Source organism: Colwellia sp. RE-S-Sl-9, assembly GCF_048296855.1.
Lineage (GTDB): Bacteria > Pseudomonadota > Gammaproteobacteria > Enterobacterales > Alteromonadaceae > Pseudocolwellia.
In genome coordinates, this window is sequence record NZ_CP182631.1 from 1,418,502 (window position 1) to 1,438,007 (window position 19,506).

Annotated in this window: 18 protein-coding genes; 10 read left to right on the forward strand and 8 right to left on the reverse strand. The window is 35.0% G+C overall.

All coding sequences use genetic code 11. The features are described from left to right. Positions 1 to 83 precede the first annotated feature (83 nt). Both clpA and clpS read right to left on the reverse strand, forming a co-directional pair. Positions 84 to 2,336, reverse strand: coding sequence for an ATP-dependent Clp protease ATP-binding subunit ClpA (clpA, locus tag ACM9HF_RS06140; protein WP_473615743.1), 2,253 nt, complete (start codon positions 2,334 to 2,336; stop codon positions 84 to 86). A gap of 28 nt (positions 2,337 to 2,364) precedes the next feature. Then, positions 2,365 to 2,685, reverse strand: a complete 321-nt coding sequence (gene clpS, locus ACM9HF_RS06145) for an ATP-dependent Clp protease adapter ClpS (protein WP_473615746.1) — start codon at positions 2,683 to 2,685, stop codon at positions 2,365 to 2,367. 213 nt (positions 2,686 to 2,898) lie between these two features. On the opposite strand from clpS, the gene cspD reads away from it, so the two are divergent. After that, positions 2,899 to 3,123 carry a cold shock domain-containing protein CspD gene (cspD, locus tag ACM9HF_RS06150; protein ID WP_076418775.1) on the forward strand — a complete coding sequence of 75 codons (225 nt, stop codon included), beginning with the start codon at positions 2,899 to 2,901 and terminating at the stop codon, positions 3,121 to 3,123. Positions 3,124 to 3,186: 63 nt separating this feature from the next. Here the strand turns inward: cspD and icd are convergent, their stop codons facing one another. Both icd and ACM9HF_RS06160 read right to left on the reverse strand, forming a co-directional pair. Further along, positions 3,187 to 4,437: an NADP-dependent isocitrate dehydrogenase gene (icd, locus tag ACM9HF_RS06155; protein ID WP_473615752.1), complete on the reverse strand. Its 1,251-nt coding sequence runs from the start codon at positions 4,435 to 4,437 to the stop codon at positions 3,187 to 3,189. A gap of 265 nt (positions 4,438 to 4,702) precedes the next feature. Beyond that, positions 4,703 to 6,934 (reverse strand): NADP-dependent isocitrate dehydrogenase, encoded by a 2,232-nt coding sequence (locus ACM9HF_RS06160; RefSeq protein WP_473615755.1) that lies wholly within the window; start codon positions 6,932 to 6,934, stop codon positions 4,703 to 4,705. Between the two features lie 183 nt (positions 6,935 to 7,117). Between ACM9HF_RS06160 and ACM9HF_RS06165 the strand changes: the two genes are divergently transcribed. From ACM9HF_RS06165 to purB, 5 genes are all read left to right on the forward strand, one after another. Then, the gene (locus tag ACM9HF_RS06165) at positions 7,118 to 7,714 is read left to right on the forward strand and encodes a pseudouridine synthase (protein ID WP_473615760.1); all 597 of its coding nucleotides are present in this window, start codon (positions 7,118 to 7,120) and stop codon (positions 7,712 to 7,714) included. A gap of 15 nt (positions 7,715 to 7,729) precedes the next feature. Continuing rightward, a complete protein-coding gene (locus ACM9HF_RS06170; protein WP_473615763.1) occupies positions 7,730 to 8,218 on the forward strand; it encodes an NUDIX hydrolase in 489 nt (162 codons plus the stop codon). A gap of 64 nt (positions 8,219 to 8,282) precedes the next feature. After that, positions 8,283 to 9,437: a tRNA 2-thiouridine(34) synthase MnmA gene (gene mnmA / locus ACM9HF_RS06175; RefSeq protein WP_473615766.1), complete on the forward strand. Its 1,155-nt coding sequence runs from the start codon at positions 8,283 to 8,285 to the stop codon at positions 9,435 to 9,437. A gap of 38 nt (positions 9,438 to 9,475) precedes the next feature. Beyond that, positions 9,476 to 10,093, forward strand: coding sequence for a high frequency lysogenization protein HflD (gene hflD / locus ACM9HF_RS06180; RefSeq protein WP_473615769.1), 618 nt, complete (start codon positions 9,476 to 9,478; stop codon positions 10,091 to 10,093). A 48-nt stretch (positions 10,094 to 10,141) separates the two neighbouring features. After that, positions 10,142 to 11,512 carry an adenylosuccinate lyase gene (purB, locus tag ACM9HF_RS06185; RefSeq protein WP_473615773.1) on the forward strand — a complete coding sequence of 457 codons (1,371 nt, stop codon included), beginning with the start codon at positions 10,142 to 10,144 and terminating at the stop codon, positions 11,510 to 11,512. A 98-nt stretch (positions 11,513 to 11,610) separates the two neighbouring features. Here the strand turns inward: purB and ACM9HF_RS06190 are convergent, their stop codons facing one another. Then, the gene (locus ACM9HF_RS06190; RefSeq protein WP_473615777.1) at positions 11,611 to 12,696 is read right to left on the reverse strand and encodes an AI-2E family transporter; all 1,086 of its coding nucleotides are present in this window, start codon (positions 12,694 to 12,696) and stop codon (positions 11,611 to 11,613) included. 9 nt (positions 12,697 to 12,705) lie between these two features. Further along, a complete protein-coding gene (locus ACM9HF_RS06195; RefSeq protein WP_473615780.1) occupies positions 12,706 to 12,927 on the reverse strand; it encodes a sulfurtransferase TusA family protein in 222 nt (73 codons plus the stop codon). A gap of 397 nt (positions 12,928 to 13,324) precedes the next feature. On the opposite strand from ACM9HF_RS06195, the gene bepA reads away from it, so the two are divergent. The 4 genes from bepA to ACM9HF_RS06215 are packed head-to-tail and all read left to right on the forward strand — an operon-like array spanning position 13,325 to position 17,521. After that, positions 13,325 to 14,776: a beta-barrel assembly-enhancing protease gene (gene bepA, locus ACM9HF_RS06200; protein WP_473615784.1), complete on the forward strand. Its 1,452-nt coding sequence runs from the start codon at positions 13,325 to 13,327 to the stop codon at positions 14,774 to 14,776. Between the two features lie 36 nt (positions 14,777 to 14,812). Next, positions 14,813 to 15,151 carry an arsenate reductase (glutaredoxin) gene (gene arsC, locus ACM9HF_RS06205; protein WP_473615788.1) on the forward strand — a complete coding sequence of 113 codons (339 nt, stop codon included), beginning with the start codon at positions 14,813 to 14,815 and terminating at the stop codon, positions 15,149 to 15,151. A gap of 14 nt (positions 15,152 to 15,165) precedes the next feature. Beyond that, positions 15,166 to 15,561: a DUF2069 domain-containing protein gene (locus ACM9HF_RS06210; protein ID WP_473615792.1), complete on the forward strand. Its 396-nt coding sequence runs from the start codon at positions 15,166 to 15,168 to the stop codon at positions 15,559 to 15,561. Positions 15,562 to 15,592: 31 nt separating this feature from the next. Then, entirely contained in the window at positions 15,593 to 17,521 is a 1,929-nt protein-coding gene (locus ACM9HF_RS06215; RefSeq protein WP_473615796.1) for a hypothetical protein, read from the forward strand. Positions 17,522 to 17,608: 87 nt separating this feature from the next. Here ACM9HF_RS06215 and hda read toward each other — a convergent pair whose 3' ends face one another. Both hda and ACM9HF_RS06225 read right to left on the reverse strand, forming a co-directional pair. Continuing rightward, on the reverse strand, positions 17,609 to 18,331 hold the full coding sequence (hda, locus tag ACM9HF_RS06220; protein ID WP_473615800.1) for a DnaA regulatory inactivator Hda: 723 nt from the start codon (positions 18,329 to 18,331) through the stop codon (positions 17,609 to 17,611). Next, on the reverse strand, positions 18,328 to 19,425 hold the full coding sequence (locus ACM9HF_RS06225) for a DUF2066 domain-containing protein (protein ID WP_473615804.1): 1,098 nt from the start codon (positions 19,423 to 19,425) through the stop codon (positions 18,328 to 18,330). Before ACM9HF_RS06225 ends, hda begins: the two co-directional genes overlap by 4 nt. Positions 19,426 to 19,506: the final 81 nt, after the last annotated feature.

A 19,506-nucleotide genomic window follows, 5' to 3' on the forward strand; every position in this document is an offset into this window, starting at 1 on the left:
AATGCGATCAATTAAACATAAAAAAACCATCTAAAAAGATGGTTTTTATCGTTATTTAACATCTACCAAAGATAAACTAAGCGTTAGTGCTCTACTAACTCTTTTTTCGATTCGCATTGAATCACTAACTTACCTTTTTTGACATCAACTTTAGCTACGCCGCCATGAGTTAGATCACCAAAGAGCAACTCGTTGGCTAAGTTTTTCTTCAAATGCTCTTGGATCAATCTAGCCATAGGTCTAGCGCCCATATTTTTATCATAACCTTTCTCAGCTAACCAATCTTTAGCTGCTTTTGAAAGCTCTAAAGAGACCCCTTTTACATCTAATTGTGCTTGAAGCTCAACAATAAACTTATCAACAACTTGATGAATAATTTCGGTACTTAAGTGGTTAAACCAAACAATATTATCTAATCGGTTACGGAACTCAGGAGAGAAAACTTTATTAATTTCTTCCATCGCATTCATATTCGCATCTTGTTGCTTGAAACCAATAGACTGTTTCGTTGTTTCAGTAACACCAGCATTGGTCGTTAATACAATAATAACGTTTCTAAAATCAGCCTTACGGCCATTATTATCCGTTAATGTACCGTGATCCATTACCTGTAAAAGAATATTAAATACATCAGGATGTGCTTTTTCAATTTCATCTAACAATACAACTGAATGAGGGTGTTTAAGTACAGCATCAGTTAATAGTCCACCTTGCTCATATCCAACATAACCTGGAGGAGCACCAATAAGTCGGCTAACCGCGTGCTTTTCCATGTATTCAGACATATCGTAACGCAAGAGCTCAACACCTAATGTTTTAGCCAGCTGTTGTGTAACTTCAGTTTTACCTACGCCTGTTGGACCAGCAAATAAGAATGACCCAATAGGTTTTTCTTCATTGCCTAAACCAGCACGTGATAAACGAATAACAGATGAAAGTTCATCTATCGCATGATCTTGACCAAACACAACCATCTTAAGGTTTCTATCTAATGTTTTAAGGCTATCAGTTTCTGTTGAAGACACTGACTTTTCTGGAATACGAGCCATTTTTGCAACAATCGTTTCAATATCGGTGTTGTTAATGATTTTTTTACGTTTCGATGGCGCAACTAATTGTTGTTTAGCGCCTGCTTCATCAATCACATCAATCGCTTTATCAGGTAAAAAGCGCTCATTAATATACTTAGCCGATAGTTGAGCTGCCGCTCTTAGCGCTTTATTGGTATAACGAATGCCATGATGGCTTTCGTATTTCTCTTTTAAACCTTGTAAGATTTTAGTTGTTTCATCAACACTAGGCTCTGCTACATCAATTTTTTGGAATCGTCTTGCAAGTGCGCGATCTTTCTCAAAAATACTATTGTATTCTTGATATGTGGTAGAGCCAATACAACGCAGCTTACCTGATGATAATAAAGGTTTAAGCAAGTTAGATGCATCCATCATACCGCCAGAAGCCGCACCTGCACCGATAATAGTATGAATTTCATCAATAAATAAAATGGCATTCGTATCCGTTTCTAACTCTTTTAAAACAGCTTTGAATCTCTTTTCGAAATCACCTCTGTATTTTGTTCCTGCTAATAAAGCCCCCATGTCTAATGAGTAAATCGTAGCGTCGGCTAAAAATTCAGGTGCTTTATCTGAAATAACTAAATTTGCTAAGCCTTCAGCAATCGCTGTTTTACCAACACCTGCTTCCCCAACATATAACGGGTTATTTTTACGACGACGACTTAACACTTGTAAGGTTCTTTCTAACTCATCGCTTCTACCGATAAGTGGATCTATATTACCTTTTAGCGCCTCTTCATTAAGATTTACTGCAAAGTTATCTATAGTACGTTCTTCTACTTTCTGTTCAATATCTTCAGTAACATGAGAAGGCTCATTACTTTCAATTTTTGAAATACCATGAGAAATAAAGTTCACAATATCTAAACGAGTCACATCTAGTTTTTTAAGAAAATAAGCAGCTTGTGATTCTTGTTCGCTAAAGATAGCCACTAAAACATTAGAGCCATTGACTTCGCTTTTACCTGATGATTGCACATGAAAAACAGCACGTTGCAATACACGTTGGAACCCTAACGTGGGTTGAGTTTCTCTTTCAATTTCACTTTCAGGAATTACTGGCGTTGTTTCACCAATAAAATTAAGTAATTCTTGACGTAATTTGGATAGATCTGCACCACAAGCATTTAATGCTTCTATAGAAGCGGGGTTATCTAATAGTGCGAGTAGTAGGTGCTCTACCGTCATAAATTCATGACGGGAATCTTTAGCTTGGCGAAAAGCTAAGTTTAATGAAATTTCTAGATCTTTATTTAGCATAGGTTACTCCACTGTCAAAACTTACGGGTTACACTTTTTCCATTTTGCACTTAAGAGGATGCTGGTTTTCAATAGCGTAACTACTTACTTGACTTACTTTAGTTTCTGCAATTTCCGCAGTAAATGTGCCACAAGATGCCTTACCTTTATAATGAATATCGAGCATAATATCTGTCGCTCGCTCAGCATTCATATTAAAGAACATGCGTAATACCTCTACTACAAAGTCCATCGGCGTATAATCGTCATTCAGTAATATAACGTTATACATCGGAGGTTTTACATTGTCTATTTCAATCTTTTCTTCAAGTAGCTCTTGGTTGTCTGTGAGCTCTTTCCATTTACTCATAATTATATATTAGCCTGTAGATGAGAATTTTGCTGTAACTTTTCTCATTATTTTAATGTTTAATAAGATGAAAAAATAGGTAAATTTAACTTGACTAATAATTATATTTATCTACGATTCATTAGTGATGTTTTTTTAATCGCTACTTGATTTAAAAAATGCTTAAGAAACACAAGTAATATACCAAGTTCATTTAATAAAGGATGTAGAAGTATGGCACAGGGTACAGTTAAATGGTTTAATAATGCTAAAGGTTTTGGTTTTATTCGTCCCGACGAAGGTGGTGAGGATATATTTGCTCACTACTCGACAATTCAAATGGAAGGTTATCGAACGTTGAAAGCAGGACAGGATGTAAATTACGAAATTGATGCTGGACCTAAAGGTCAACACGCAGCAAGCATTACACCATCAGAAGTAGAGTCTCAAGAAGATTAATCATTACCTATAAGTTACATAGGGAATAAAAAACACATTTTGTTTTTTATTCCCATTAACTTATTACAAGTTATCAATAATACAATCACCAAATTCAGAACAAGTTACCAAAGTAGCCCCATCCATTAAGCGTTCAAAGTCATAGGTTACCGTTTTAGCATTAATAGCACCCGACATACCTTTCAATAACAAGTCTGCGGCTTCAAGCCATCCCATATGCCTTAACATCATTTCAGCCGATAAGATTACAGAACCTGGATTGACTTTATTCTGACCTGCATATTTTGGTGCTGTACCATGGGTCGCTTCAAAAATAGCCACTTCGTCATTTAAGTTAGCACCAGGAGCAATTCCAATACCACCTACTTGTGCAGCTAAAGCATCAGAAATATAATCACCATTTAAATTTAGTGTGGCAATAACACTATATTCAGCAGGTCTTAGCAGTATTTGTTGCAACATAGCATCAGCTATTACATCTTTAATAATGATCTCTTTACCATTATTAGGATTAATGATTGAACACCATGGGCCACCGTCGATATAGTCAGCACCAAACTCTTCAATTGCTAACTGATATCCCCAATCTTTAAATGCCCCTTCAGTAAACTTCATAATATTACCTTTATGAACTAAAGTTACAGAGTCTTTATCATTATCAATGGCATATTGAATTGCTTGGCGAACTAAACGCTGTGTACCTTCTTTAGAAACAGGTTTAATACCAATACCACAATCCTCTTCAAAACGGATTTTAGTAACACCCATTTCTTTAGTTAAAAACTCAATAACCTTCTTTGCATCTGAGCTATTGGCTTGATACTCAATACCTGCATATATATCTTCAGAGTTTTCTCTAAAAATAATCATATTAACTTCCGCTGGATTTTTAACTGGGCTTGGTACTCCCGTAAACCACTGCACAGGACGTTGGCATACATAAAGATCAAGTATTTGACGTATTGCTACATTCAAGGATCTCATTCCACCACCAACAGGTGTGGTTAAAGGACCTTTTATACCTACTTTATATTGTTTAAATATTTCTAATGTTTCATCAGGCAACCAAGTTTCCGAGTCATATATTTCAGTAGCTTTTTCACCAGCGTAGACCTCCATCCAATGAATATTGCGTTCACCGGCATAAGCTTTCTTAACGGCAGCATCAACCACTTTAATCATAGTTGGAGTAATATCAATGCCAATACCATCACCTTCGATATAAGGAATAATAGGATTATTTGGAACGGTTAACTTTCCATCAATAACTGTGATTTTACTACCTGACTCTGGAATTATTACTTTATTTGACATATGAAGTTCCTCTGCTGCATCCGAATACGGTGAATTAAACATAAGGTATGTTTTATGAAACCAATAATGAAACCAAACACACTTACTTACAGACAAACTATCGTAGAAATGAATAAGAAACTAATCACTAAAAGGTAATAATGGGTATAAACAGAAGAAATATAGAAATTAAGCTATTGAAGTTACAGAACTTATTGACTATAAAATCAATCAATAAGCAAAAAAAAAGCTGAGTAAAAACTCAGCTTTTTCAAAAAACTAATATCTACAATAAAGTAGAAATAATAGTATTTAATGTTGCGCTTGGGCGCATTGCTTTAGACGCTAATTCAACATCAGCAAAGTAATAGCCATTAATATCTTGTGCTGGACCTTGAGCACTATTTAATTCATCAACAATTTTATTTTCTTGATTTGTTAATGCTTGTGCTACGGCTACGAAAGTCGCTTTAAGCTCAGCATCGTCTGACTGACTAGCTAGCTCTTGTGCCCAGTATAATGCTAAGTAAAAGTGACTACCACGGTTATCTAATTCACCTACTTTACGAGACGGTGATTTGTTTTCAGATAAAAATGTACCTGTTGCTCTGTCCAATGTGTCTGCAAGTACTTGAGCTTTATTGTTGCCCGTAGTAGTACTTGTGTGTTCTAAAGAAGCAGCAAGTGCTAAAAATTCACCTAAAGAATCCCAACGTAAATGGTTTTCTTTTTCAAATTGTTGAACATGCTTAGGAGCAGAACCACCAGCACCAGTTTCAAATAAACCACCACCATTCATTAATGGAACGATTGATAACATTTTAGCTGATGTACCTAACTCTAAGATTGGGAACAAATCTGTTAAATAATCACGTAATACGTTACCTGTTACTGAAATTGTATCTTCACCTTTAGCAAGACGTTCAACAGTAAATTGAGTTGCTTCAACAGGAGCCATAATACGGATATCTAAACCATCAGTATTATGTTCAGGTAAATATTTATTCACTTTTTTGATTACTTCAGCATCATGTGCACGATTTTCATCTAACCAGAAAATAGTAGGTACTTTAGTGGCTGTGGCACGATTAACGGCTAATTTAACCCAATCTTGAATTGGTAAGTCTTTCGCTTGACACATTCTCCAGATATCGCCCGCTTCAACAGCATGCTCTAATAAAACAGCACCGCTAGCATCAATTACACGAACCGTACCATTGCTTGCTATTTCGAATGTTTTATCATGAGAACCATACTCTTCAGCTTTTTGAGCCATAAGGCCAACATTAGGAACAGTTCCCATAGTTGTTGGATCAAATGCGCCATTTTCACGACAAAAATCAATAACAGCTTGGTATACACCGGCGTAACAACGATCAGGGATCATTGCTTTAGTGTCTTTTAATTGTCCATCAGGTCCCCACATACCACCAGAAGAACGGATCGCTGCTGGCATTGAAGCATCAACAATTACGTCACTTGGTACATGTAAGTTAGTAATACCTTTGTCAGAATCAACCATAGCTAATGCAGGGCGAGTTTCATAAACCGCTTGAAGGTCAGCTAAAATCTCAGCTTTTTTAGCTTCAGGTAAACGTTCAATTTTAGAATAAACGTCACCAATACCGTTATTAGCATCAACACCTAATTGCTCAAATACGTCTGCATATTTTGCAAATACATCTTTATAGTAAACTTTTACAGCATGACCAAAAATAATAGGGTCAGATACTTTCATCATGGTTGCTTTTAGGTGAAGTGATAATAAAACATCTTCTTCTTTCGCTTTATTAATTTCTTCTTCGAAAAATGCTACTAATGCATTCTTGCTTAAAACAGCTGAATCAATAATTTCACCTGATAATAAAGATAAGTGATCTTTTAATACCGTTACCGCACCTGAGTTATCAGTAAATTCAATTTTTACTTCAGTTGCATTTTCAACGGTAGTCGATTGCTCACTACCAAAAAAATCATTTGCAGACATACTTGCAACACTAGACTTTGAATCTTTGCTCCATGCACCCATTGAATGTGGGTTTTTACGAGCATACTGCTTAACTGAACCAGGCGCTCTACGATCTGAATTACCTTCACGTAATACAGGGTTTACTGCACTACCTTTAATTTTGTCGTATGTATATTTAATCGATTTTTCAGCGTCGTTTTGTGGTTCTTCTGGGTAATCAGGTAATGCATAACCTTTAGCTTGAAGTTCTTTAATAACGGCGTGTAATTGTGGTACTGATGCGCTAACATTAGGTAACTTAATAATATTAGCTTCTGGTGTAGTTGCTAATTGACCAAGTTCAGCTAAGGCATCACCTACACGTTGCTCTTCAGTTAAATATTTTGGAAAATTTGCAAGAACACGTGCTGCTAATGAAATATCACGAGTTTCAATGTCTATACCTGAAGTGGCTGTAAAAGCCTGAAGAATAGGTAATAACGAATGTGTCGCAAGCGCTGGTGCTTCGTCAGTAATAGTATATATAATCTTAGATTTTTCGGTTGTCATTGAGTTTCCTACTGTAAATATTGCCAATACCACGAGTAAATGCATAAACATTCAATACAGCTATATCGATATGCACTTTATTTAAAATTTATTTTCGCGCGCATATTACAGGATTTTAACGAAAATTAACATAGCCCTAGATAAGAGAATAAGACTTTCAAGGCCCAAAGTTTGATAAAAATAATGAATACAAAACAAAGAAGAACAAAATCAACTAGTTTTAAAGCCCCTAAAACAACAGATGAACAACGAAAAATTGTATTGTTTAACAAGCCGTTTGATGTGTTAAGCCAGTTTACTGATGACCAAAAACGAAAAACATTAGCTGATTATATCGATATAAAAGGCGTGTATGCTGCAGGTCGCCTAGATCGAGACAGCGAAGGGTTACTGCTATTAACAAATGATGGAAAATTACAACATAAATTAGCTAACCCTAAACAAAAGACAGAAAAAACCTACTGGGTACAAGTTGAAGGTTCTCCTACTAAAGATGATTTACTTCAATTAGAAAAAGGGGTAAACCTTAAAGATGGTTTAACCTTACCTGCTAAAGTATCGGTTATGAAGGAGCCAGATATCTGGCCAAGAACGCCTCCGATTAGAGAACGAAAAAACATTCCAACAACCTGGTTAAGTATTTCCATAAAAGAAGGTCGAAACCGACAAGTACGTCGTATGACCGCTCATATAGGTTTTCCTACTTTAAGGTTAATTCGATATTCTATCGGTCAATACAACATAAACAACATCAACAATGGTGAGTTTAATGTTATATAAGGCTGAAAATAAACAATGAATTCAATTCAAAATACTCATGGTGATGAGCAATTCAAACCTAATACAACGGTTGCAGCTGTAATATGTTGTAATGATAAGTTTTTATTAGTTGAAGAATTAGAAAACGGTAAAAATGTATTTAATCAACCCGCTGGTCACATAGAAGCAGGAGAAAATTTAATTGCCGCAGCAGAAAGAGAAATATTTGAAGAAACAGGTCTAGCCCTTTCTCCTCAGTATTTAAGTGGTATTTATTATTACCACCGACCTGAACTTAATCTATATTTTGTTCGTTTTTGCTTTGTTATTGAACTTAACACCTGTAAGCAAGGCACTCCACAAGACGATGAAATACTGGCTACACATTGGCTTACCTATAATGAAATAAATGCAAGATCATCTGAACTAAGAAGCCCCATGGTATTAGAGTGTATTGAAGACTACTTATTGCAAAAAGAACATGGTCAAAAAATACCTTTATCGGTATTAAAAAGTAATATTTAGTCTGTTTACTCCACCTCACACATGCTATAATTCCGCGCCTTATTTTCTATGATTTAATTTTTTGATGACTACACACTCTACAACACAAACGCCTCCATTGAATAACAATGACTTATCAACCAAGCCACCTTCTGAAACCAAGGTGATTGTTGGTATGTCGGGTGGTGTTGACTCTTCAGTTTCAGCTTATTTATTGCAACAAGAAGGCTATCAGGTTGAAGGTTTATTCATGAAAAACTGGGAAGAAGACGATACCGATGAGTATTGTGCTGCAGCCCAAGATTTAGAAGATGCTAAAGCAGTTTGCGATAAATTGGGGATAAAACTCCATACAATTAATTTCGCAACTGAATATTGGGATAATGTTTTTGAATATTTTCTTGCTGAATATAAAGCTGGCAGAACACCTAATCCTGATATTATGTGTAACAAAGAAATTAAATTTAAAGCCTTTTTAGAGTTTGCTTGCGAAGATTTAAATGCAGATTACATTGCCACTGGGCATTATGTACAACGTGCATATCAAGACGGTAAATGGGCAATGTTACGTGGTTTAGACAGTAACAAAGATCAAAGTTATTTCTTGTATACATTAAGTCACGAACAAGTGGGCCGAACTTTATTTCCGGTAGGAAACATTGAAAAGCCTAAAGTACGTGAAATAGCTGAACAAGCTGATTTAATTACTCACAATAAAAAAGATAGTACAGGCATCTGTTTTATTGGTGAACGTAAATTTAAAGACTTCCTCGCTCAATACTTACCTGCTCAACCCGGTAATATTGAATCAGCAGAAGGTGAAGTTATTGGAAAACACGATGGTTTGATGTATCACACATTAGGACAACGTAAAGGTTTACGCATTGGTGGTTTAGCCAATTCAGGCGAAGAGCCTTGGTACGTTGTTGAAAAAGATTTAATCCGTAACGTCTTAATTGTTGGCCAAGGGCATAACCACCCTCGCCTATTTTCTAAAGGTTTAATTGGTAACCAATTACATTTAGTTAATAGAAATGAACTGAATGAACCGATTAAATGCACAGTTAAAACACGCTACCGCCAAGACGATGTAGCCTGTAATTTATCTCCTATGGCCAATGGTGAATACCTTGTTATGTTTGACGAACAACAGAGTTCAGTAACTCCTGGGCAATCAGTTGTTTTTTATCAAAATGATATCTGCCTGGGTGGCGGTATTATCAATACTCTTATCCGTTAAAATGGCTCAGACTCACTAGAGAAAGTATAGAATTTATAATGAAAGAACAAACGCTCACATTAGCAGCCATCTGCCAAGTCGCCTACTGGGTTCAAAAACTATCTCGTTCAGGCCAAATAGACGATGCTGAATTAACCATATTGCTTAACAGCATTATGAACACATCTCCTACAAGCACGTTAGATGTCTACGGAAACGATATTGCAAACTTAAAAGTGGGTCTTGAAACATTAATTCAGCATTTAGGTAACCAGTCAAAAAACAAAGACCCTGAACTGACTCGCTACGTAGTGAGTTTATTAGGTTTAGAACGTCGTTTAAGTAAACGTAATAAGCAAATGGCTTTACTTGGCGAAAGAATAGAACAGTGTGAACGACAACTTGCTCACTATGACATAAATAGTGAAACTCTCATTTCTAGTATTGCCAGCATATATAGCGACTTAATTAGTCCATTAGGTTCCCCCATTCAAGTAGCGGGTGATCCAACTATTTTAAAACAACCAACTAATCAACATAAAATTAGAGCTTTATTATTAGCTGGTATACGTTCAGCAGTACTTTGGAGACAAGTTGGCGGTAAACGTCGAAATATTTTATTTGCTCGTTCAAAAATAGTGGAATGTGCAGAATCATTACTAAAACAAATAGCTTAATGCTCTTGTTTTTAAAACATATTATTTAATTTTAATTTGGGAAATATCATGGAACTTTCAGCATTAAGTGCTATATCACCAGTTGATGGCCGTTATGGCAGCAAAACTAAAGCCTTACGCCCTATATTCAGTGAGTTTGGTTTAATCAAATACCGCGTAACCGTTGAAGTACGTTGGTTACAAAAATTAGCAGAAACCCCTGAAATAGCTGAAGTTCCAGCTTTTAGCAGCGAAGCAAATGCCGTATTAAATGCTATTGTTGAAAACTTTAGTGAAGAAGATGCACTAAGCATCAAAAAAATTGAAGCCACAACAAACCACGACGTTAAAGCTGTTGAGTATTTCTTGAAAGATAAAATAGCTGATAACGCTGAATTAAATGCAGTTACAGAGTTTATTCATTTTGCTTGTACTTCTGAAGACATTAACAACTTATCTCATGGGTTAATGTTAACGGAATGTCGCACGACAGTATTACTACCTGTAATTGATGAAATTTTAGCAGAAATAAAAGCATTAGCTGTTGAATACCAAACAATGCCAATGATGTGTCGTACACACGGTCAACCTGCTTCACCTAGTACTATGGGTAAAGAAATGGCTAACGTTTATGTACGTTTAAAACGTCAACGCGACCAAATTGCTGCAGTTGAAATGTTAGGTAAAATTAACGGTGCTGTGGGTAACTACAATGCTCACATCTCTGCTTACCCAGAAGTTGATTGGCACCAGTTTTCAAACGAATTTGTTACCTCGTTAGGCCTAACTTGGAATGCGTTTACCACACAAATTGAACCGCATGATTATATTGCAGAATTATTTGACGCTGTAGCAAGATTTAACACTATATTAATCGATTTCGATCGTGACGTTTGGGGTTACATTGCACTTGGTCACTTCAAACAAAAAACAATTGCAGGCGAAATTGGCTCTTCAACCATGCCACATAAAGTTAACCCAATTGATTTTGAAAACTCTGAAGGTAACTTAGGTATTGCAAACGCTATCTTTGGTCATTTAGCACAAAAATTACCAGTTTCTCGCTGGCAACGTGACTTAACTGACTCTACAGTTTTACGTAACTTAGGTGTTGGTTTTGGTCATGCATTAATCGCTTACGGTGCTACCTTAAAAGGCATCAGTAAACTACAAGTTAATGAGCAAGCATTATTAGACGAGTTAGACAAAAACTGGGAAGTGTTAGCAGAACCTATTCAAACAGTTATGCGTCGTTACGGTATTGAAAAGCCATACGAAAAGCTTAAAGAGTTAACACGTGGTAAACGTGTTAATGCTGATTCTATGCGTGAGTTTATCGCTACACTTGATATGCCTCAATCTGCTAAAGATGAGTTAGCACTTATGACTCCTGCTTCTTACATTGGTCGCGCAATTAGTTTTATAGCTGAATTAGATTAATTAAAACGGTTTTATAACAAACATTAAAAAAGCTAAGTAATAATATTACTTAGCTTTTTTTTGTTTTTAACTTAGGGTTTTACAGTAAGCTCCTAAACTTAAACCTTTGAGACTTCGTTTTCCGTTGATAACTCAGTTTGAGTAGAAGACCAAGCGTTCAGTATGGCTTTAACCAAAGTGGCTAAAGGTATCGCAAAAAACACGCCCCAAAAGCCCCATAGACCACCAAAAAAGATAACCGAAATAATAATCGTTACAGGGTGTAAGTTAACTGCTTCAGAGAACAATAAAGGCACTAATAAATTACCATCTAATATTTGAATTATCCCATAAGCTAGCATGACATAACCAAACTCAGCAGTAACACCAAATTGAAATAAGGCGACTAATATTACAGGCAGTGTGACAATAGTTGCACCAACAAATGGAACCAGAACAGATAACCCCACTAATACGCCAAGTAAAACCGCATAATTAAGTCCTAGTGCGATAAAGGCAACCGTTGAAGCTATTCCAATGATTAAAATCTCAATCACTTTACCGCGAATATAGTTCATAATTTGTTGATTCATCTCATTACCTACTTGCAGCGCCATTCTTCTGTCTTTAGGTAAGAATCTCGTTAAGCTTAATAATAAGGTCTTTTTATCTTTCAAAAAGAAAAACACCATTAAAGGCACTAAAATAAGATAGATCATTAAAGCCACTAAATCAGAAATAGAATTTAACGAGGCTTTTAAAATAAGTTTGCCCCACTCTATTAATTTTTCATTCACCATTTTGATCATACTTTCAATTTGATCTGGTGTTACAATATCAGGATATTTATCAGGTAATGTTAATAAATAAGTTTGCCCTTCTGACAACATATGAGGCACTTCTTGCACCAAATTACTGGTTTGTTGCCACATTACAGGTACTAAACCTAACATTGTAACTAAAGTAAAACTGACAAAACCACATACAACTATTGTCACAGAACCTGTTCGCGAACCTCCAATTTTTTGAAGCTTATTCACAGGTAAATCTAATAAAAATGCAATAGCTATTGCCACAAAAACAGGCATAAGTAACTGACTAAAAAAATAAACGAATAAAAATATACATACTAATAGTATTAATAATGCTATCGCACTTGGATCTGAAAAATGGCGTTTATACCAATTTGTAAAAAGTTGAACCATAAATAATACTTACCTATTTTCTATCAGTAATTCGACAACACCATTATCAAGTGCTGTACTAGAGAATAAATACCCCATGTTTACTAAATATTTAGGGATATCATTTTTTGAACCTTTATCTAGAATACGAATCGAACATTTATCATTAGCTTGCATTTTTTTTAAAATCACACGCATTTTTACTAAAGGTAATGGACATTTATCATTTGTTGCATCGTATTCGTGTAGCATAAACGTTAACTAACACCTTTTAAAATTTCGTTAAATTCACCTTTAAATAAAGAGAGAATCATTAAAAAAAACATGTGCAAAAGTTAACATATATCCCGCTTAGCCGATATACAAATAATCATATTAATGCTCTTTTAAATGAAAAAAAATAACGACTAATGAAATGTAACAAAATGCCCATTTACAAGGTCTACTAAACATAACAATATGTATTGATTTAGATACTCATTACGCACAAACAAGCTATAAATAACATCAACAGGTTTACTATTATTTTGATATTATTAATGCCCTAAAAGCAGACATAGCTTATCATCCCCGTAAATTACTAGAGGTTATTGATTTTTAGCGTTTATTTTAATTTAAAAATGTTAAATCAAAAAATTTAATTATCACTATGTTAAAAACAAAAAAATTACTTATTTCAGTGGGAATATCATTAGCACTTATTTGCTCTTCGACCATTGCAAAAAACAACAAAAACAAGCTTCCTGAAATTGGTGCTGCTGGTTTTAGTACTTTGTCTATTGATAAAGAACAATTTATTGGTAATGCCATGATGAAACAAGTACGCGCATCTCAGCCTTTATTGCATGATCCGGTATTAAATGAATACATTAATAGCTTAGGTAATTTATTAGTTAAAAATGCTAACGATGTAAATTATGCTTTCGATTTTTTTATTGTTAATTCAAAAGAACTCAATGCCTTTGCTTTTTTTGGTGGACATATCGGTGTGCACAGCGGCCTAATTACTACCGCTGAAAACGAAAGTGAATTGGCCTCAGTTATTGCTCATGAAATATCTCACGTGACACAAAGACACTTAGCGAGAAGACTTGAAGCACAAAGCAGAAGCCAGCCTCTTTCAATGGCGGGTATTGCAAGCGGTATATTATTAGCACTTATTAACCCTAATTTAGGTATGGCAGCATTAAGTACTTCAATGGCCGCTAGCCAACAAGCAAGTATTAATTATACTCGTGGTAATGAAAAAGAAGCTGACCGAGTAGGTATTGCTTTATTAGCCAATAGTGGGTTTGATCCAACAGGAGCACCTAATTTTTTCGGTAAAATGGCTGAAAAGTTCAGGTATATTAGTAAACCACCAGCAATGTTATTAACACATCCATTACCTGACTCCCGTATTTCTGACGCTCGTATTAGAGCGCAAAACTATCCTGTTGTTCATATTAAGCCTAGTTTAGCTTTTGAGTTAACAAAAGCGCGTATATCAGCTCGTTATGAACGTAACGCCAAAAGCAATATTGGTATGTTTGAAGGTTTATTAAAGTATGAAAGATATGAAATTAAAGAAGCTGCATTATATGGCTTAGCCCTTTCATACTTTGAAAATGAAATGCCTAAAGAAGCAAAAGATATTTTAGAAAAACTTATTCAAAATGATCCAAATAATTTATTTTATGCGGATGCTATTTCTGATGTTTACATAAAAACAAAAGAATTTGATAAAGCAATAACACTTCTTAAACGACTTAACTTGCTAATGCCTAATAATCAAATAGTTGCTCTTAATTACGCCAACGTTTTACAAGAAGCCGACAAGTTAGAAGAAGCAAGTGTGATGTTGCAAGATTTTTTGATCACACAGCCTGATCACTTTATTGCTAATGATCTATTAACCACTATATACAGAAAACAAAAGAAAATAGGCCCAATGCATGCTTCTCAAGGCGAGGTTTATGCGCTTTTAGGTGTTTATCCTAAAGCTATAGACGAATTACAAACAGCGATTAAATTTTCAAACGATTCCCCCTTGTTTATTAAAAGACTAAAGGCCAGAATACTGCAACTTAGAGAGCACGAAGAAAAACTACAACGACTATAACGATTCAACTTTTAAGATAACTTTAAAGAGTAAACTATGCTAACAATTTACCATAACCCTAGATGTTCAAAAAGCAGACAAACGCTACAATTAATAGAAGAAAACAATCAAGATGTTACTGTAATTGAATATTTAAAAACACCGTTAAACGAAGTCCAAATTAACGAGCTATTAGGTTTATTAAAGATTTCGCCTATAGACATGATGAGAACAAAAGAAGCTGAATTTAAAGAACAAAACTTAAAAGGAGCAAGTAACGAAGTACTTATTGCTGCTATGGTAAATACACCTAAATTAATTGAAAGACCCATAGTAACCAATGGCAAGACTGCTGTTATAGGTAGGCCTCCTGAAAACGTATTAACTTTGTTTTAATTGAGTAAACATTAATGATAAATGCATCAACCTTTTCAACAAGCACATTAAAAAAGATAGCGCTTACAGGCTACTTTGGGCTACTCTTTTTTATGCCTTTATGGCTGCTTGTTCTTAACCCATCAAACGGATTAACTCCTGCGCTATCTTTAGCTTTTTTTACGCTTCCATTAATATTCCCATTTAAAGGCTTAATACAAGGTAATCCTTATACTTATGCGTGGTCTAATTTTGTTGTTATGATCTATTTTTTACATTCATTAACCACTTTATGGGTATCTTCCCAAGATACTGTATGGGCATTAATAGAACTAAGTTTTGCGACATTAATGTTTATGGGCGGTACCTATTACGCGAAATTTAAAGGCCAAGAGTTAGGTCTAAGTATCAGAGAAAAGAAAGTAAAATAAACAACGGCTATATAACAAAACAGGACGTGTTATGAAATTAGTATTACTGGGTATTTCAACTTTATTATTAACTGCATGTGGTGGTGGAAGTAGTACTTCAAATACAGAAACTCCTATCACTCCACCCTCAGAGCCTTTACCTATAAAACAAATCGTAAAAAATGCCATTAATGCTTTTGATGACAGCGTTGCGATTAACCAAGCCGTTGAGTTGTTTTTATATTATCCGCAAACACAATTAACTAATATTGAATGGACGCAAACGTCAGGCCCAGATGTAACTTTTCTTACCCCTAATGCCAAAGGCATAGCATTTACACCTAAAGCTTCTGGTAATTATGCATTTGAAGCCTCTTTTACAACAGCAAATGGTAACACTGAAACACTTACCCAAGAGATTGATGTAACAGATAGAATTGCAAATATTTCAGCGCGATTAGGTCATGTAGTATCAGAAGGTAATAAAGTTTCATTACGCACCAGCCTAGCTTCCAATTTATCAACTAATACCATCACTTGGAAACAAACCTCAGGACCTCAAGTTACTTTAACGGATAGTAATACATCAGGTAAAACGGCTATATTTTTTAATGCGCCTAATGTTGAACAAGATACCTTTATTACTTTCGAAGTAAGTGTATCAGCTGATAATACTATATACCGAGATACTGTCGCAGTCTTAGTTGAGAATAAAAACGAAATTAACAATAATGCAATTTTTGATGAAAGAGTCAGTGATGTTTTTGCATACAACCCCGAATCTCCTTATAAAGCTAGTTTAGTCGACTGTGTATATAACAACGATATAACTTTCAGTAATAATTGTACTCTTAATAAATTACCGTTAATTGCACACGATACAACAACACCAAGCATTGATGACATAATGGACAGAGTTGTGGTTTCTCACCAATGGATGGGCGATCGATTTAAAACATTTTTAGAACAATACGATGTACATAACGATCTTAAAAATATGCTTAGAGCAACAACAGCCATCGTTATTTCTTACGATATAAGACCTTCTTTTTATTGGGGAGAGACTGGCGCTATTTATCTAGATGCTGACAACTTTTGGCTTACTCCTGAAGAACGAGACACGCTAAATGAAGCGCCTGATTACCGTGCTGCCTTCGGTAACGATTTGCAATTTGATATACCTTGGCGATATGTTCGAAATAACGATTATTTAAGTACTTATATTTCTGAAGATACAAGAAGGTCTCGCGATATTGACGATGGTGTTTATCGTGTTCTCGGGCTTATGTACCATGAACTTGCTCACGCCAATGATTTTTTCCCTAAAAGTCGTTGGTTTACTTTAGATAAAACTAAACGCATCAGTGCCGCTATTACCAGCCCAATACAATCTGATTTGTTAAGCCAAGCTCATCCTTTAAATGGCGATGAAATGTTAGGTTTAGCCCAAGTAAGTTTTCATGGCGTTTCAGCTACGGCAACTCAAAAATCTTATACTCCACAAGATGTTACTCAATTCTTTTCTTCTGAAGTAGCTCCCCAATACTATAACTACTCAAGTATAAGAGAAGATTATGCTATGTTATTTGATGGTTTTATGATGAAAGCTCGATACAACATTGATAGAGACATTGCTATTACCAATCAAGTAGATTCTGGCGGTTTAGCCAGTGATTATATTGTTGAGTGGGGGCAGCGTGGGCGTATTAGCGATGAAGATATTAAGCCTAGAGTTGCCTTTGTTGTAGAGCGTATTTTACCTGAGTTTGATGACTTTCAACCTATATTAGACAATTTACCGGCTCCTATTGCTATGGAGTCTGGAAAGTCTTGGATTGATAACTTAGATATTAGCCCAAGTTCAGCACCTAAGTCTTTGGCCAAAGCACAGGTATCATCTCAAACAAGAGCAGCCAACCAAAATCGACCAATAAACGAGTTCCGTTTATTGTTTGAAGAAAAGGCAATGCCTACAAAATAGGATAAGCTTATATCCGTTACCGCTCAAGATGCGTATTTCAGAGTAAATATTGAATGGTAACGGGTATATGTAGTAATTAGTTAAAAATTAAGACGATATATGAGGAAATATTTCTTTAATAAAAGGAATGGTTATTTTTCGTTGTTCTCTAATCGACGCTTTATCTAACTCATCTAACGCATTAATCAAGTTACTCATTTCTCTCGATAAGCGAGTTAACAAAAACTTAGCTGAATCGTTAGCTAAAATTAAGCCTCGTTGTTCTGCCCTATATTGAAGCGCCAATATTTTTTCATTATCGTCAATGGGTTTAACTTGTTCAGTTAATCCCCAACTTAATCTTGAGAGTAAGTCGGGTAACTTTATATTTAAGTTACTCACATTTTGATCGCCTGAAATGATCAGACACTTTCCTTGCTCGGTTACTCGATTAAACAAATCAAATACCGCTCTTTCAAATTCGTCATTACCCGCAATTAAATGAATATCGTCTAAGCAAATCACATCAATTTGTTCTAAACCATCAAACATTTCAGTAGAAAGTTGTGCAAGTTCACTAAAAGATAAACTCAATGAAGATAAACCAAGCTCTTCCGCATATGCGCAACTAGCGTGCAATAAATGAGACTTGCCTACCCCTTCTATACCAAACAAATACAAAGCTGTTGGATGCGATTCCTGCTTTAAAATAAGATCAATAAATTGTTGCAGTTGAATAACAACAGCATGATTGTTCTGGCTTTGAAAACTTTGAAAAGTTTCATCGTCAGGCAATTGAACAGATAAACTCAATTGGGAGGGATATTTCACTCAGTTCCCCAAAAAAACACAGGTATGTCATCAGCACTTTGACCCGATAGAGGATCAACATATTGCTTCAACTTATTATTTAATTGTAAGGAAGCAAATAAAGTATCTGCAGACCCCATAAGTGTTAATTGAAAACGTCGATTATTACCTTCAGCCTTAATCAACTTAAAAGAGCTGATCACTGAAAGCTTATCGAGAAATTGAGTAACATCTACATACTTAGCCAATGAGTCGATATTAGCTACATCAATAATTAAATCGTGATCAGTTTCTGTTGTTAATGAATATCGTTGCGATATATGCGTGGTTATATCAGACATTACCGTTTTTATTAATACAAGTTCATCAACTCCCATGTATTGATTACCCGTTTCCACTTTGTCACTTTGAGTGGTTACAATATGCCAATCAATCGATATTGCTGACTGTTTACACAACAAATCACAATCAGCAGAAGGTACATCAATAGAAGTAAATTTAGCATTTTTAGAGACTCTGATAATCACAATACTTTCAGGTGTATAGCGTTGTGAAGCTAGCTTTATCGGATCGATAAAGCGGCCCCATAAATCAGGGATTTGAATATTTTGTGTATCTGTTAAGTCCATCAAAGGTAAAATAACAGGTAAACCTTTTTGTTTAGCCAAGGCTGATATTTCATCATGCAACGGTGATTCGTCTGTTTCAGAAATTATACGTCGCTCTAAATCATCTTCAGTGACGATCCAAAATAAAACTAAAGGACGAAGTTTGCCCCATAGAGGAAGATTTTCTTGAAAAAATAATTGATTAATTTTATTTTCATCAAATGAAGCAACTAAATTATTCACCCCATTATCAGTAATATAATTAAATTGTGTTAAATATTTAGAGTAATGTTGAACTTCATTTTTTATAAAAGTATTAGATAATACTTGTTCATCACCTGCTATTTTTACTAAAACAGCCTTGAGTGCAGCCTTTAAAGCACTACTTTGATCTTTCTGTGTTTGGGAATTAAGTTCAACTTTCGCGGTATAAAGATCACTGACTTCAACGGCAAAAGCGGGCTTCAATAAAAAAAGAAGAGAAAAAACAATCCAATATCTAAACATATAAAAATAAATTAAAAGAATAATTATGAAAATATTAACATATAGTTGATAAATTTAGTCACATATTAAAATAATTTATTA

What these genes read in the sequence shown, in the direction of transcription:
- ACM9HF_RS06165 (WP_473615760.1), top strand. Translation starts at nt 7,118, where the DNA reads ATGAATACAAAACAAAGAAGAACAAAATCAACTAGTTTTAAAGCCCCT.
- arsC (WP_473615788.1), top strand. Translation starts at nt 14,813, where the DNA reads ATGCTAACAATTTACCATAACCCTAGATGTTCAAAAAGCAGACAAACG.
- clpA (WP_473615743.1), bottom strand. Translation starts at nt 2,336, where the DNA reads ATGCTAAATAAAGATCTAGAAATTTCATTAAACTTAGCTTTTCGCCAA.
- ACM9HF_RS06225 (WP_473615804.1), bottom strand. Translation starts at nt 19,425, where the DNA reads ATGTTTAGATATTGGATTGTTTTTTCTCTTCTTTTTTTATTGAAGCCC.
- hflD (WP_473615769.1), top strand. Translation starts at nt 9,476, where the DNA reads ATGAAAGAACAAACGCTCACATTAGCAGCCATCTGCCAAGTCGCCTAC.
- ACM9HF_RS06160 (WP_473615755.1), bottom strand. Translation starts at nt 6,934, where the DNA reads ATGACAACCGAAAAATCTAAGATTATATATACTATTACTGACGAAGCA.
- icd (WP_473615752.1), bottom strand. Translation starts at nt 4,437, where the DNA reads ATGTCAAATAAAGTAATAATTCCAGAGTCAGGTAGTAAAATCACAGTT.
- clpS (WP_473615746.1), bottom strand. Translation starts at nt 2,685, where the DNA reads ATGAGTAAATGGAAAGAGCTCACAGACAACCAAGAGCTACTTGAAGAA.
- bepA (WP_473615784.1), top strand. Translation starts at nt 13,325, where the DNA reads ATGTTAAAAACAAAAAAATTACTTATTTCAGTGGGAATATCATTAGCA.
- mnmA (WP_473615766.1), top strand. Translation starts at nt 8,283, where the DNA reads ATGACTACACACTCTACAACACAAACGCCTCCATTGAATAACAATGAC.
- ACM9HF_RS06190 (WP_473615777.1), bottom strand. Translation starts at nt 12,696, where the DNA reads ATGGTTCAACTTTTTACAAATTGGTATAAACGCCATTTTTCAGATCCA.
- ACM9HF_RS06210 (WP_473615792.1), top strand. Translation starts at nt 15,166, where the DNA reads ATGATAAATGCATCAACCTTTTCAACAAGCACATTAAAAAAGATAGCG.
- cspD (WP_076418775.1), top strand. Translation starts at nt 2,899, where the DNA reads ATGGCACAGGGTACAGTTAAATGGTTTAATAATGCTAAAGGTTTTGGT.
- ACM9HF_RS06170 (WP_473615763.1), top strand. Translation starts at nt 7,730, where the DNA reads ATGAATTCAATTCAAAATACTCATGGTGATGAGCAATTCAAACCTAAT.
- ACM9HF_RS06215 (WP_473615796.1), top strand. Translation starts at nt 15,593, where the DNA reads ATGAAATTAGTATTACTGGGTATTTCAACTTTATTATTAACTGCATGT.
- ACM9HF_RS06195 (WP_473615780.1), bottom strand. Translation starts at nt 12,927, where the DNA reads ATGCTACACGAATACGATGCAACAAATGATAAATGTCCATTACCTTTA.
- purB (WP_473615773.1), top strand. Translation starts at nt 10,142, where the DNA reads ATGGAACTTTCAGCATTAAGTGCTATATCACCAGTTGATGGCCGTTAT.